Origin of the sequence: Stenotrophomonas rhizophila (assembly GCF_020857975.1) — a bacterium.
GTDB lineage: Bacteria > Pseudomonadota > Gammaproteobacteria > Xanthomonadales > Xanthomonadaceae > Stenotrophomonas > Stenotrophomonas rhizophila_C.
Window position 1 is genome coordinate 23393 of record NZ_JACWUO010000026.1, and the last position, 14042, is coordinate 37434.

Below are 14042 nucleotides of genomic sequence, written 5' to 3' on the forward strand. Positions count from 1 at the left end.
AGATGAGTACCTCGATCGCTCCGCGCGGTTACCAGACCGGTTTCGGCAATGAGTTCGCCAGCGAGGCGGTAGCCGGCGCATTGCCGGTGGGCCGCAACTCGCCGCAGCGGGTGGCCCACGGCCTGTATGCCGAACAGCTGTCGGGCACGGCCTTTACCGCCCCGCGCGGCAGCAACCGGCGCAGTTGGTTGTACCGGATCCGCCCGGCGGTGGTGCATGGGGAATTCAGCGCGTATGCGCAGCCGCACCTGCACGGTGATTTCGCCGGCGGCGCAGTGTCGCCCAACCAGCTGCGCTGGGACCCGCTGCCGCTGCCGGCCACGCCCACCGATTTCATCGATGGCCTGTACACCGTGGGCGGCAATGGATCGCCCGATGCCCACCATGGCGTGGGCATCCACCTGTACGCGGCCACCGCCGACATGCAGGGCCGCTATTTCTACAACGCCGATGGCGAGCTGCTGATCGTGCCGCAGCTGGGCCGGCTGCGCCTGCTCACCGAAATGGGCGTGATCGAGATCGAGCCGCAGCAGGTGGCGGTGATCCCGCGCGGCGTGCGCTTTGCCGTCGAGCTGCCGGATGGACACGCACGCGGCTATGTCTGCGAAAACTTCGGTGCGTTGCTGAAACTGCCCGACCTGGGGCCGATCGGTTCCAACGGCCTGGCCAACCCGCGCGATTTCGAAACCCCGCAGGCCGCCTACGAGCAGCGCGAGGGTGCCTTCGAGCTGGTCGCCAAGTTCGGTGGCCGCTTGTGGCGCGCCGACATCGACCACTCGCCGCTGGACGTGGTGGCCTGGCATGGCAACTACGCACCGTACCGTTACGACCTGCGCCGGTTCAACACGATCGGCTCGATCAGCCACGACCATCCCGATCCGTCGATCTTCCTGGTGCTGCATTCGCCCAGCGACACGCCCGGCACCAGCAACATGGACTTTGCGATCTTCCCGCCGCGCTGGCTGGTGGCGCAGGACACCTTCCGCCCGCCGTGGTTCCACCGCAACATCGCCAGCGAGTTCATGGGCCTGATCCACGGCGCCTACGACGCCAAGGCCGAAGGCTTCGTGCCCGGCGGTGCCTCGCTGCACAACTGCATGAGCGGGCACGGCCCGGATGCGGCCACGTTCGAGAAAGCCTCGGCGGCCGACCTGTCCCGGCCGGACGTGGTCAAGGACACCATGGCCTTCATGTTCGAAACCCGCGCGGTGATACGCCCCACCACCCAGGCGATGGACGCCGCGCACCGGCAGCGCGATTACCAGCACTGCTGGCAGGGGTTGAAGGCGCAGTTCAAGGCGTGACATCGCCGGTAGGGTCGGATGCCAATCGACTGCCGTTGACGCTGCATCACCCGGTGACGCAGGGAAACCGAACGTGGTCATACGGCTCGCGGCAGCGTCCATGCGTTGATCGTATCGATCACTGCTACAGGCAGTCGATCGGGATCCGACCCTACCAGCGGACTACCAGCGGAGCGCGAGGCCGATAGGGTCGGATGCCAATCGACTGCCGCTGCCGTCGCATCACCCGGCAACGCAGGGAAACCGAACGAGGTCATGCGGCTCGTGGCAGCGTCCATGCGTTGATCGCATCGATCACTGCTATCGGCAGTCGATTGGGATCCGACCCTACCAGTGGAGCGCGAGGTCGGTAGGGTCGGAAGCCAATCGACTGCCGTTGCCGCCGCATCACCCGGTAACGCATGAAAAGCGAACGCGGTCATGCGGCTCGCGGCAGCGTCCATGCGTTGATCGCATCGATCACCGCTATCGGCAGTCGATCGGGATCCGACCCTACCAGGAAGCCGCGCCGCCCCGGCTTACGCCAGCACCTGCTGGAACCCGTCCATGCATTCCTTCGGCAGCGCTTCCAGCAGGCGTTGCCGCACCCGTTCGGCATAGCCGGGCGAGGTGAGCGCGGGCAGTGCGTCCAGCGCGGTATGCAGGCCGGCGATCACCGCCTCGTCGCTGCGTGCCTGCTGCAGCGCATGCAGCAGCCCGGCAGCGTGTGGGTGCCGCTGCAGTTCGAGGATGCCCAACAGGTAGATCCGCGCGGCCACCAGCGATCGCCGGCGCTCGGTGACCGGGGCGGCCATCGTCGCGGGCGGTACTGGTACCGGTGCCGGGTCGGTGCGCGGCGGCGCTGCGGGCGCCGCCGCCGCCGGGGTCGACACCAGGTAACCGGCCTGGATCAGCTGGATCACCATCGCCGACGCCTCCGCGCCGACCAACGAGGTCAATTGCGCCAGGTCGCGCTGGCCATCGCACAGGATCAACAGCCGGCGCTGGCGCATGTCCAGCGGCGCACGGTGGGCCTGCAGGGCGGTGCGGGCGAGGTCGGTCTTGCGCGGTTGCATGGGCGTGGGGTCGGTGCGGTGCAGGCCGAGCCTGAACGTGGCAGGTGAAACCGCGATGACAGCGCCCCATGCAGCCAATGCACGCGGTTCGCGCTAGGCTTTGCCCACTGACCGGAGAATACCCTATGAAACAGCTGGCAAGCGTTATGGCACTGGGCGTGGTGCTGGCTTTGGGCGGCTGCGACCGCACGGTGGAAACCCCGTCCAAGGACGCCGAAGCCGCCGTGCCGGTGCCGTCCGACCCGGCGCCGCCGGTAGCCCCCGATGCCGCGACCGCACCTGCCGCCGAGGCCGCCAGCGCAGGACCGGCCCGGCTCGACGGCTATGGCCCGTTGGCCCTGGGCAGTACGCTGGAGCAGGTGCGCACGGCCTGGAAGGCGCCGCTGCAGGGCGAGGTTCCCGACGACTACTGCCACGCGCTGCGCCCGCAGGGCGCACAGGCCGAGGACGTGGTGTTCATGATCGAAGGCAAGCGCCTGGTCCGCTACGACGTGCGCAACGACCGTATCGTCGCCCCGGGCGGCGGCAAGGTCGGGATGTCGCTGGGCCAGCTGCAGACCCTGTACCCCGACCGCGGCGATGTCACCCCGCACAAGTACGATGAAAAGGGCCACAACCTGCGCGTGCGCGCGGCCACCGACGGTGGGGCGCTGATCAACTTCGAGATCGGCGGCGACGGCAATGTCACCGCCTGGCGGGTCGGCCAGACGCCGCAGGTGGACTACGTGGAAGGCTGCTCCTGAGATCGCCCGGGGCGGCCGGGCAAAGCCCGGCACGACCCTCTAGAATCGGCACATGCTTGCCACCGGGGATACACCGATGATCGCTGCCACTGCTTGGTTCGTGCTGGGATTGCTGCTGCTGGCCCTGGGCGGGGACTCCATCGTCAAGGCCGCCTCGGGGCTGGCGCAGCGCGTGGGCGCATCGCCGTTCGTGGCCGGCCTGCTGCTGGTCGCCTTCGGTACCTCGCTGCCGGAGCTGGTGGTCAACGCCCGTGCGTTCGTGGTCGGCGCCGGGGAGCTGGCGCTGGGCAATGCGGTGGGCAGCAATATCGTCAACCTGGGGTTGACCCTGGGCATGGCCGCGCTGGCCGCGCCTTTGCTGGTGCGCATGCGGCTGCTGTCGCCGCTGCTGGTGATGCTGGCGGTGGCCAGCCTGGCCTTGATCGCGTTCGGCCTGGACGGGGTGATCGCGCGCTGGGAAGGCGGCGTGCTGCTGCTGGGTTTCGTATTGATGCTGGGCTATGTGCTGTGCCGCGCGCGGCGCGAAGCGGAGACCGTGCAGGAGGCGGTTGCCGGCTATGCGATGACCCGCACCGGACTGTTTCTCAACGTAGTGCGGCTGCTGTTCGCCGCGGTGGCCCTGTACTACGGCGCGCGCTGGATCGTGCAGGCCGCGCCGCAGCTGGGCGCCGGGCTGGGGTGGTCGCCGTTGCTGGTGGGCCTGCTGCCGGTGGCGATCGGCACGGCGTTGCCGGAAGTGGCCGCGGCCATCGCGGCGGCGCGGCGCGGGCAGGGCGACATGGTGCTGGGCCATGTGATCGGCTCGAGCCTGTTCAACCTGCTGGTGGTGGTCGGCGGCATGGCCGCCTTGCGGCCAATGGCGCTGCCGGCATCGTTCGTGAAGCTGGAGCTGCCGGCCGCAGTGGCCTTCGTGCTGGTGCTGTACCCGATGCTCAAGGGCGACCTGACCATCAGCCGGCGCGAGGGCGGGATCCTGTTGGTGGCATTCCTGGCGTGGATTGCGCTGGAGCTTGCGCTGATCGGGTAGGGACACGCCGCGCCGCATGCCCGGCCTGCGCCATTCCGGTGAGCGCGTCGCCACGCGCCTGAGGCCCAGCGTGCCGACACGTAACAGGGTTCACGCGTGGCTGCTCTTCGGTTGGCACCGCGAAGCCACGCAGGGCGTGGCTATGCCGTCTTTGGCCGCACTACTAGCGCTTTTGTTCCGGGGCGGCGGTGGGATCCAGGCGCGTGGCGACGCGTTCGTCGTCATCGCCCCCGTCTGTCATCGTGCGCGGCAACGGCGGCGGCAACTGCTCTTCCCGGGCGGTCTCGTGCCCCGGCAGGCTCGGCCGCGTTTCCATCATCAGCGACAGCGCCGCCTTGGCCATCATGTGCGCGCTGATCGGCGCGGTGATGAACAGGAACACGGTGATCAGCAGTTCGCGCGGCTGCGGGTCTTCGCCGAGGAAGATGTGGTAGCACACCGAGCCCACCAGCACGCAGCCCACGCCCAGCGTGCTGGCCTTGGTAGGGGCATGCAGGCGCTTGAAGAACGTGGACAGCTTCACCAGGCCCAGCGCGCCGACCAGGATGAAGAAGCAGCCGAACAGCAGCAGGATCGACAGCACGATCTGGATGAAGGTGATCATTCCACGATGTCCCGGCGCAGCACGAACTTGCTCAGCACCACGGTGCTGCCGAAGCCGAGCATGGCGATGACCAGCGCCGCTTCGAAATACACCGCCGAGTTGAGGTACATGCCGAACAGCATCAGTTCGGCGATCGCGGTCACCGACAGGGTGTCCAGGGCCAGGATGCGGTCGGGCACGGTCGGGCCGCGCAGCAGGCGCCAGGTGGCCAGCAGCATGGCCAGCCCGACCACGTACATGCACACCACCATGGTGGTCTGGATGAAGGTGTAACCGGTCATGGGAAGATCTCCATCAGCGGGGCTTCGTAGCGTTGCTTGATCTGCCGGACCAGTTCGTCCGGATCGTCCAGGTGCAGCACGTGCACCAGCAGGTAGCGCCGGTCGTCGGACAGCGCCGCCGAGACCGTGCCTGGGGTCAGCGTGATCATGCTGGTCAGTGCGGCGATGCCATGGATGTTGGCGATGTCCAGCGGCAGCCAGATGAAGCCGGGGTGGATGCGCCGTTCCGGGCCCAGGACCTGGAGCGCCACGCGGATGTTGGACACCAGGATGTCCCACAGGGTCACGCAGATCAGCTTGGGCAGCGGCCTGAGCGAACCGATCCGCGCGAACTCGCGGTCCAGCCTGGCGGCGAACAGCGGCACCACCAGGCCCAGCAGCATGCCCAGTACGAACTGGCCGACGGTGAAGCTGTCGGACATCAGCAGCCAGAACACCAGCACCGTCACGCTCAGCGACGGCGAGGGAATCACGCGCTTGTACAGCGAAAGCTTGGAGCTCATGGCTGGCGGATCTCCGGGGTGGCCGCGCGCAGCGGGCCGACATACTCCTGCGGGTGCAGCAGCTGCCGGGCCATCGCATCGGTGTGCTGCATCAACGGCCCGGCAAACACGCTCATGGCGATGCCATAGCTGAGCAGCAGCGCAGCGGCGAACAGTTCCACGGTGCGCGTGGGGGCTTTGCGCGGTTTGGGCGCGTCTTCTTCGACAATCGGTACGCGCCAGAACAGGCGGATGCCGGCGCGGGTGATGCCGACGATCACCATCAGGCTGCTGCCCAGCACCGCGGTCCAGACCACGGCGGTGTACTGCGCCGGCATCCCGGCCAGCAGCGCGGCCTTGGCCAGGAAGCCGGACAGCGGCGGCAGGCCGGCCACGGCCACCGCGCCGATCAGGAACAGTACCGCCGGGGTCTGCTTGCCCGGCATCGGCGCGATGATTTCCTTTCTGTCGCTGGCCCCGCCGCGGCGGCGGCGGATCAGGTCGGCCACCAGGAACAGCGCGGCGGCCACGAAGGTGCTGTGCGGCAGGTAGTACAGGCCGGCCGACAACACCTGCGGGGTGCGCACCGCGAAGGCGATGAACAGCGTGGCCGCCGAAACCAGCACCAGGTAGGAGATCATCACCCGCAGCCGCGCGGCGGCCAGTACGCCCAGCCCGCCCAGCACCAGCGTGGCCAACCCGGCCCACAGCAGCCAGTCGCTGCCATAGCCGGCCATCGGCCCTGCGCCCTCGCCGAACCACAGCGAACTCACCCGCAGCACCGCATACAGGCCGACCTTGGTCATGATCGCAAACAGCGCGGCCACCGCCGCCGGTGCGCGCGCATAGGCTTCGGGCAGCCACAGGTACAGCGGCATCAGCGCGGCCTTGCTGCAGAACACCAGCAGCAACAGCCCCATGGTGGCCTTGACCAGCACCAGGTGGCTGGGCGGCAGCGCGGCGATGCGCTGGGACAGCTCGGCCATGTTGAGCGAACCCAGCGCGGCATACAGCAGGCCGAGCGCGATCAGGAACAGGGTCGAGGCGGTGACGTTGAACACCACATAGTGCAGGCCGATGCGCATGCGCAGGCCGCGCCCGCCGCTGAGCAGCAGGCCATAGGAGGCGATCAGCATCACCTCGAAGAACACGAACAGGTTGAAGATGTCGCCGGTCAGGAAGGCGCCGTTGAGCCCGACCAGCTGGAACTGGAACAGCGCATGGAAGTGCGGTGCGCGGCGGTCCCACCCCGAACATGCATGCAGCAGGCATGGAATGGCCAGCAGCACGGTGGTCGCCAGCATCCACGCCGACAGGCGGTCGGCGACCAGGGCGATGCCCAGCCGCGCCGGCCAATCGCCAAGCAGGTATACCGCGGTGCTGCCATCGGCGGTCTGCGCGAACAGCACGGCCACTGCCGCGGCCAGCGCCGCCAGCGTGGCCCAGGCCACCGTGCGCTGTACCCGCGGGCCGTAGCGGCGGTGTTCGACGAACAACGAACAGGCCGCACCGAACAGCGGCACCAGGATCGGCAGGATCACCGCATGGTTCATGCGCCGCCCTCCCGGCCCGGCGCGGTATCGGCAGGCGCGGCGTCATCCTGGTCTTCGTGGGCGTCGACGTGGTCGCTGTGGTTGTCGCTGCGGCTGCGCATGGCCAGCACGATGCTCACCGCGGTCATCGCAAAGGCGATCACGATCGCGGTCAGCACCAGCGCCTGCGGCAGCGGGTCGGTGTAGTTGCCCAGGTCGCTGTCGATACCCTCGCGCAGCACCGGCGCCTTGCCCGACACCAGCCGGCCGCCGGCGAAGATCAGCAGGTTGGTGGCATAGGACAGGAAGGTCATGCCCAGGATGACGTCGAAGCTGCGCGCGCGCAGCAGCAGGTAGATGCCGATCGCGGCCAATACACCGATCGCGCTTGCCAGGGCCAGTTCCATCAGTGCATCTCCCCGGTCTTTGCCGAACGGCGGGTGGGATCGATCTCGCCCTTGCGGGCATGGCGGGTGCGCGAAGGCTTGATCGTGCCCATCATCGACAGCATCAGCATCGCCCCGCCGAACACCACCAGGTACACACCGGTATCGAAGCCGATCGCGCTGGCCAGCGGTACCTCGCCGATCAGCGGGATGTGCAGGTCCAGGTGGCCGCTGGTCAGGAACGGCACGCCGAACAGCATCGACGCACTGCCGCTGACGATGGCGATCAACAGGCCGGCGCCGATGCAGCGGATGTAGTCGAAGCCGAAGCGCGATTCCACCGAGGTGGTGCCCTGGATCACGTACTGGATCAGCAGCGGTACCGCCAGCACCAGGCCGGCGATGAAGCCGCCGCCGGGCGCGTTGTGGCCGCGCAGGAACAGGAAGATCGACACCGTGAGGGTCAGCGGGAACATGATCTGGGCCAGGTCGGCCGGGACCGGCAGCTTGATCGGCGGGCCGGGCATGCGCTGTTCCGGCGCCATCCGCGAACGCCGCAGCATGGCGTGCACCACCAGCGCGGCGATGCCGAACACGGTGATCTCGCCAAAGGTATCGAAGCCGCGGAAGTCGACCAGGATCACGTTGACCACGTTCTGCCCATACGCCTCGGGCAGGGCGCGGGCGACCAGTTCGCCGGCCATGGTGTTGGGCGGCAGGGTCATCGCGGTATACGCCAGCGCGGCCAGGCCGCCGCCGCCGATCACCGCGATCAGCGCATCGCGGCGCTTGCGCCAGCGCGACCGCTCCACCGGCGACTGCGCCGGCAGGTAGTTCATGCCCAGCAGCATCAGTACCAGGGTGACCATTTCCACCAGCAGCTGGGTCAGCGCCAGGTCCGGGGCGGACAGGAACACGAAGGTCAGCGCCACCATCAGGCCGACGCCGCCCAGCACCAGTACCGCCAGCAGGCGCTGCCGGTAGACAAACAGCGCGCCCAGCGCGCAGCCCATCATCACCAGCCACAGCGCCCAGCCCAGCAGCGGCAGCGGCTGCGGCGAGGGCCAGTTCGGCGAACCGGGGCTGGCCACGAACGGGGCCAGCGCGACGATGATCGCCACCACCACCAGCGCCATCAGCATGCGCTGCAGGCTGCCGTTGGCCAGCGCCTGGGTCAGCCGGTGGGCGAAGCCGAACACCAGGTCCAGCTGCTTGTGGAAGATGTTGCGGCCGATCGCACGGGTCACCACCGCATGCAGGTCGATCAGCCGGCGCAGCCCGAAGTACAGCGCGACGCCACCCACGACGCCGGCGATGCTCATCATCAGCGGCATGTTGAAGCCATGCCACACCGACAGGCTGTAGGCCGGCATCGCCGTGCCCAGGATCGAGGACGCCGCCGCATGCAGTACCGGGGCGACGGTAATGGCCGGGGCGATGCCGACCGCCAGGCAGACCACCACCAGGATCTCCACCGGCACCTTCATGAAGCGCGGCGGCTCATGCGGTACCCGGTCCAGCTCGTGCGGCCCCTTGCCGAAGAAGGTGTCGTGCACGAAGCGCAGGCTGTAGGCCACGCCGAACACGCCGGCCAGCAGCGCGGCGACGGACATGGCCAGGCGCATGGTTTCCGGGCCGCCGGCGTCCAGCGCTTCGGCGAACAGCATCTCCTTGGACAGGAAACCGTTGAGCAGGGGGATGCCGGCCATCGCCAGCGAGGCGATGATCGCCAGCGCGCTGGTGAACGGCATCAGCCGCCGCAGCCCGCCCAGCTTGCGCATGTCGCGGGTGCCGGTCTCGTGGTCGATGATGCCGGCGGCCATGAACAGCGAGGCCTTGAAGGTGGCGTGGTTGAGGATATGGAACACGCCGGCCACCACCGCCATCGGTGTGGACAGCCCGAACAGCATGGTGATCAGGCCCAGGTGGGAGATCGTCGAATAGGCCAGCAGGCCCTTCAGGTCATGCTGGAAGATCGCGTTCCAGGCGCCGATCAGCAGGGTGATCGCGCCGATGCCGCTGACCGTATAGAAGAACAGGTCGGTGCCGGCCAGCGCCGGATGCAGCCGCGCCAGCAGGAACACGCCGGCCTTGACCATGGTGGCCGAGTGCAGGTAGGCCGACACCGGCGTCGGCGCGGCCATCGCCTGCGGCAGCCAGAAGTGGAACGGGAACTGCGCGCTCTTGGTGAAGATGCCGGCCAGCACCAGGAACAGCGCGTAGGGGTACAGCGCGCTGGCCCGGATCAGATCGCCGCTGGCCAGCACCACGTCCAGTTCGAAGCTGCCGACGATGCGGCCGATCAGCAGTACGCCGCCGAGCAGGGCCAGGCCGCCGCCGCCGGTCACCACCAGCGCCATTCGCGCACCCTCGCGGGCATCCTGGCGGTGCGACCAGAAGCCGATCAACAGGAACGAGCTGATGCTGGTCATTTCCCAGAACACCATCAGCAACAGCAGGTTGCCCGACAGCACCATGCCCAGCATGGCGCCCATGAACAGCAGCAGGTAGCAGTAGAAGCGGTGCGCGCTGTCGCGCGGGCTCAGGTAGTAATGGGCATACATCACCACCAGCGCACCGATGGCCAGCACCATCCCGGCGAACATCCAGGCCAGCCCGTCCAGGCGCAGCGAGAAGGCCAGCCCGATCTGCGGCAACCAGTCCCCGAAACTGCGCACCACCCCGCCATCGAGGATGCCGGGGGTCATCGTGGCCAGCAGCGCCAGCCCGCCCAGCGGGGCGGCTGCGGCCAGCCAGGCGGCCGTGGCGCGGGAACTGCGGCCGAATGTGGCGACCGCCACCGCCATCAGGAAGGGCAGGGCAAGCAGCAGGAGCAGGCTAGGATTCATGCAGGGAATACGGGATTCACGAGCAGGTCGTTTAGTCTAACAGGCAGTCAATTGCTGCGGATACACCCGATTACGCCATCAATTGCATGTAACGTGCGTGATTCACTTTTCGGCCCGCCGCAGCGGGCCCATCCGGGACCGCCGGAAGCCGTATGGAACGGCCCACGCGGCTTTGCCGAATCCGGTCCCTGCGTGGCGTGCCGGGCCAGCAGCGGCAGGGGCTGCGCGCTGGCGCCGGGGCCGGCGAACATGAACGAAACGAATCTGGCGACCAGTGCCCACCGCGATGCTGGGCGCCGCGGCGTCGCGGGCCGGTGAGCATCGGTTTCGTTCAGGAAAAAATCCGTCGGGTACCCGACGCTGCCCGGCAACGCGGGCGATCAATAACGCCAGCCCAGCCGCCGGTACAGCTTGGCCATCACCCAGGCCGGGCCGATCAGCAGATAGGTCAGGTCGGTGAGGAAGCTGGGCTTGCGGCCCTCGAACTTGTGGCCGATGAACTGGGCCACCCAGGCCACGACGAACACCCCGATGCCCAGCCACAGCAGGGCGCGCAGGCCGATCTCGGCCTCCAGCAGCCGGCACAGGCAGCCGGAGACGAAGAACAGGGCGAGCATCCCCAGCCCCAGCGGGCGTGACAGCCGGTTGTAGAAGCACCATGCGCTGAACATCGCAAACGCCGCCCAGATGCCGTACTGGAACCAGGTGATCAGCGGCGGCAGGCACCACAGCATGGCGATGACCGACCACAGGATTGCCGGTACCGCCAGCACATGGATGCGCTGGTTCAGCACATTGCGGTGATCGTCGGAATAGCTGGCGAAGTAGCGGTCGATCGGACGCGCGACGGTAGTGGTGGCCATGTTCCCTCCCAGGACTGGCAGCAGCATAACGCCGCCCGCCTGCGCACGGCCGGGCCCTGGCGCTGGCCGATGCCGGTTGTCGGCACTGCCCACCCCGGCCATGCGGCCGGGGTGGTGCACCGGTCAGTCGACCGCAATCCCCGCCAGCCGCTGCAGTGCCTCGGCGTACTTGGCGCGGGTGCGTTCGATGATGTCGGCCGGGATGGCCGGGCCCGGGGCGGTCTTGCCCCAGTCCAGCGTTTCCAGGTAATCGCGCACGAACTGCTTGTCGTAGCTGGGCGGGCTGGTGCCCACCTCATACTCGTCGGCCGGCCAGTAGCGCGAGGAGTCCGGGGTCAGCATCTCGTCCATGATGTACAGCCGGCCGTCGGCATCGGTACCGAACTCGAACTTGGTGTCGGCCAGAATGATGCCGCGTTCGCGCGCGTACTCGGCGGCGAACGCATAGATGCGCAGGGTGGCATCGCGCACGCGCTCGGCCAGGTCCGCACCCACCGCCTTGACCATCGCATCGAAATCGATGTTCTCGTCATGGTCGCCGACCGCCGCCTTGGTCGACGGGGTGAAGATCGGCTCGGGCAGCTGCTCGGCCTGGCGCAGGCCGTCGGGCAGGTCGATGCCGCTGATCTTGCCGGTGCGCTGGTAGTCCTTCCAGCCGCTGCCGATCAGGTAGCCGCGGGCGATCGCCTCGACCGGAACCGGCTTGAGCCTGCGGGTAACCACCGCGCGCTTGGCGTACAGCGCCGGGTCCACGCCATCGGGCAGCACGCTGGCCACGTCGATGCCGGTCAGATGGTTGGGCATCAGGTGCGCGGTCTTGGCGAACCAGAAGTTGGAGACCTGGCAGAGCATTTCGCCCTTGCCGGGGATCGGATCGGGCAGCACCACGTCGAAGGCCGACAGACGGTCGGTCGCGACCATCAGCAGGTAGTCCCCCGGCGGTGTGCCGGCGGGCAGCCGGTCGCGCGGAATGTCGAAAACATCACGCACCTTGCCGCGATGGCGCAAGGGCAGGCCGGGGAGATCGGATTGCAACAACGTGGTCGGCACGGGCACTCCTGAGGCTTCGTCATGACAGCTGTCCAGGGGACCCGGAGGGCCCGCACAGACAGCGGGCGGCCTAGTGTAAAGCCGGTTGGGCCTGCTGTGACGTAAAATGAGGCTCCTTTGTTGCCACGGCCGCCCAGACGACCATGCGCTGGTACGGAAAACTGCTCGGATTCATCGCCGGGGCCCTGCTGTTCAGGCCCAATCCGCTGTTTGGCGCCGTGGTCGGCCTGCTGATCGGGCATGCCTTCGACGCCGACTGGTTCCGCCTGAACAAGGAGAACCCCTACCGCGAGCTGGGGCTGACCTCCGAGGCGACCGATGCCGAGGTCGACCTGGCCTACCGCCGGCTGATCTCCCAGTACCACCCCGACAAGGTCATCGGCGCCGCCCCGGAGCTGCGCCAGCAGGCCGAGCGCAAGTCGCGCCAGCTCAACGCCGCCTACGACCGCATCAAGACCCTGCGCAAGCGCTGATCCGCGCGCGGCCCCCCTTTCCACGTCCCCAAGGCCCCGGCCATGTCCAACTGCATCATCGCCCCCTCCATCCTGTCGGCCAACTTCGCCCGCCTCGGCGAAGAGGTGGACAACGTGCTTGCCGCCGGTGCCGACTGGGTGCACTTCGATGTGATGGACAATCACTACGTGCCCAACCTGACCATCGGCCCGCTGGTCTGCCAGGCGCTGCGCAAGCACGGGGTGACCGCGCCGATCGACGTGCACCTGATGGTCGAGCCGGTGGACCGCATCATCCCGGACTTCGCCGAGGCCGGCGCCACCTACATCAGCTTCCACCCCGAAGCCAGCCGCCACGTGCACCGCACCATCCAGCTGATCCGCTCGCTGGGCTGCAAGCCGGGCCTGGTGCTCAACCCGGGCACGCCGGTGGACATCCTGGACTGGGTGCTGGACGACCTGGACCTGGTGCTGCTGATGTCGGTCAACCCCGGTTTCGGCGGCCAGGCCTTCATCCCCTCGGCGCTGGACAAGCTGCGCGTGGTGCGTCAGAAGATCGATGCCAGCGGCCGCGACGTGCGCCTGGAAATCGACGGTGGGGTCAAGGCCGACAACATCGGTGGGATCGCCGCCGCCGGCGCGGACGCTTTCGTGGCCGGCTCGGCGATCTTCAACGCCAAGACCAGCTACCAGGACGTGATCGCGCAGATGCGCCACAACGTCGCCCAGGCCAGGGCCTGAGCCATGGCGCTGCCGGCCGCGGTGAGCATCCGGGTGGCCAGCGCCGACGATGCGGCGCTGATCCTGCGTTTCATCCGCGAATTGGCGGTCTATGAAAAGGCCGAGAGCTCGGTGCAGACCGACCAGGCCGGCATCCGCGCCAGCCTGTTCGGGCCCGACGCCAAGGCGCACGCCTTGATCTGCGAAGCCGACGGCGAGGCGATCGGCTATGCGGTGTACTTCTACAACTACTCCACCTGGCTGGGCCGCAACGGCATCTACCTGGAAGACCTGTACGTAAGCCCGGAAAAACGCGGCAGCGGCGCCGGCAAGGCGCTGCTGCAGCACATCGCGCGCATCGCCGTGGCCGAAAACTGCGGTCGTTTCGAGTGGTCGGTGCTGGACTGGAACGAACCGGCGATCCAGTTCTACCAAGCCGCCGGCGCGAAGCCGCAGAGCGAATGGACGGTATACCGGATGGAAGGCGAGGCGCTGCGCGCGTTCGCGGCGGGCTGAAAGAGCCGTACGCCGGCGGTAGCCATCGACCGTTGGTCGATGCAGGTTGGGGAGATGCAAGAAAAAGGTTCTTCACCGATTTGCGGGGAGTAAGTTGCGCACTAAAGCCCCAGATCAAAGGCAATGACCGACATATGCGCTGATTGGGTTGGCGCGGCTGGGTTGGCGGGACACGCCG

At 68.0% G+C, this 14042-nt stretch carries 15 protein-coding genes; 6 read left to right on the top strand and 9 right to left on the bottom strand.

The genetic code is table 11. The features are described from left to right. Window positions 1-2: 2 nt before the first annotated feature. On the top strand, window positions 3-1304 hold the full coding sequence (gene hmgA / locus IC535_RS17555) for a homogentisate 1,2-dioxygenase (protein WP_228885864.1): 1302 nt from the start codon (window positions 3-5) through the stop codon (window positions 1302-1304). A 518-nt stretch (window positions 1305-1822) separates the two neighbouring features. Here the strand turns inward: hmgA and IC535_RS17560 are convergent. Next, window positions 1823-2359, bottom strand: a complete 537-nt coding sequence (locus tag IC535_RS17560; RefSeq protein ID WP_228885865.1) for a hypothetical protein — start codon at window positions 2357-2359, stop codon at window positions 1823-1825. Between the two features lie 125 nt (window positions 2360-2484). On the opposite strand from IC535_RS17560, the gene IC535_RS17565 reads away from it, so the two are divergent. Both IC535_RS17565 and IC535_RS17570 read left to right on the top strand, forming a co-directional pair. Beyond that, window positions 2485-3102, top strand: coding sequence for a hypothetical protein (locus IC535_RS17565; RefSeq protein ID WP_228885866.1), 618 nt, complete (start codon window positions 2485-2487; stop codon window positions 3100-3102). A 76-nt stretch (window positions 3103-3178) separates the two neighbouring features. Continuing rightward, window positions 3179-4129, top strand: coding sequence for a sodium:calcium antiporter (locus tag IC535_RS17570; protein ID WP_228885867.1), 951 nt, complete (start codon window positions 3179-3181; stop codon window positions 4127-4129). A gap of 163 nt (window positions 4130-4292) precedes the next feature. On the opposite strand, the gene IC535_RS17575 is transcribed toward IC535_RS17570, so the two are convergent. From IC535_RS17575 to IC535_RS17610, 8 genes are all read right to left on the bottom strand, one after another. Continuing rightward, window positions 4293-4733, bottom strand: coding sequence for a Na+/H+ antiporter subunit G (locus tag IC535_RS17575; RefSeq protein WP_228885868.1), 441 nt, complete (start codon window positions 4731-4733; stop codon window positions 4293-4295). After that, window positions 4730-5014: a K+/H+ antiporter subunit F gene (locus IC535_RS17580; protein ID WP_228885869.1), complete on the bottom strand. Its 285-nt coding sequence runs from the start codon at window positions 5012-5014 to the stop codon at window positions 4730-4732. Before IC535_RS17580 ends, IC535_RS17575 begins: the two co-directional genes overlap by 4 nt. Next, entirely contained in the window at window positions 5011-5517 is a 507-nt protein-coding gene (locus tag IC535_RS17585) for a Na+/H+ antiporter subunit E (RefSeq protein ID WP_228885870.1), read from the bottom strand. Before IC535_RS17585 ends, IC535_RS17580 begins: the two co-directional genes overlap by 4 nt. Then, on the bottom strand, window positions 5514-7049 hold the full coding sequence (locus IC535_RS17590) for a monovalent cation/H+ antiporter subunit D (protein WP_228885871.1): 1536 nt from the start codon (window positions 7047-7049) through the stop codon (window positions 5514-5516). Before IC535_RS17590 ends, IC535_RS17585 begins: the two co-directional genes overlap by 4 nt. Continuing rightward, the gene (locus tag IC535_RS17595) at window positions 7046-7435 is read right to left on the bottom strand and encodes a Na+/H+ antiporter subunit C (RefSeq protein WP_228885872.1); all 390 of its coding nucleotides are present in this window, start codon (window positions 7433-7435) and stop codon (window positions 7046-7048) included. Before IC535_RS17595 ends, IC535_RS17590 begins: the two co-directional genes overlap by 4 nt. Then, window positions 7435-10263, bottom strand: a complete 2829-nt coding sequence (locus IC535_RS17600; protein ID WP_228885873.1) for a monovalent cation/H+ antiporter subunit A — start codon at window positions 10261-10263, stop codon at window positions 7435-7437. The genes IC535_RS17595 and IC535_RS17600 overlap by 1 nt, the downstream gene beginning before the upstream one ends. A 380-nt stretch (window positions 10264-10643) precedes the next feature. Then, a complete protein-coding gene (locus tag IC535_RS17605) occupies window positions 10644-11126 on the bottom strand; it encodes a DUF962 domain-containing protein (RefSeq protein WP_228885874.1) in 483 nt (160 codons plus the stop codon). Between the two features lie 123 nt (window positions 11127-11249). Next, window positions 11250-12176: a phosphoribosylaminoimidazolesuccinocarboxamide synthase gene (locus IC535_RS17610; protein WP_228885875.1), complete on the bottom strand. Its 927-nt coding sequence runs from the start codon at window positions 12174-12176 to the stop codon at window positions 11250-11252. Window positions 12177-12319: 143 nt separating this feature from the next. Here IC535_RS17610 and IC535_RS17615 point away from each other — a divergent pair, with 143 nt between their 5' ends. Genes IC535_RS17615 through IC535_RS17625 form a run of 3 tightly spaced genes read left to right on the top strand, consistent with a single transcriptional unit; the run spans window position 12320 to window position 13864 of the window. Then, entirely contained in the window at window positions 12320-12649 is a 330-nt protein-coding gene (locus IC535_RS17615; protein WP_228885876.1) for a J domain-containing protein, read from the top strand. 42 nt (window positions 12650-12691) lie between these two features. Next, window positions 12692-13369: a ribulose-phosphate 3-epimerase gene (rpe, locus tag IC535_RS17620; protein ID WP_228885877.1), complete on the top strand. Its 678-nt coding sequence runs from the start codon at window positions 12692-12694 to the stop codon at window positions 13367-13369. A gap of 3 nt (window positions 13370-13372) precedes the next feature. Further along, the gene (locus IC535_RS17625; protein WP_228885878.1) at window positions 13373-13864 is read left to right on the top strand and encodes a GNAT family N-acetyltransferase; all 492 of its coding nucleotides are present in this window, start codon (window positions 13373-13375) and stop codon (window positions 13862-13864) included. Window positions 13865-14042: the final 178 nt, after the last annotated feature.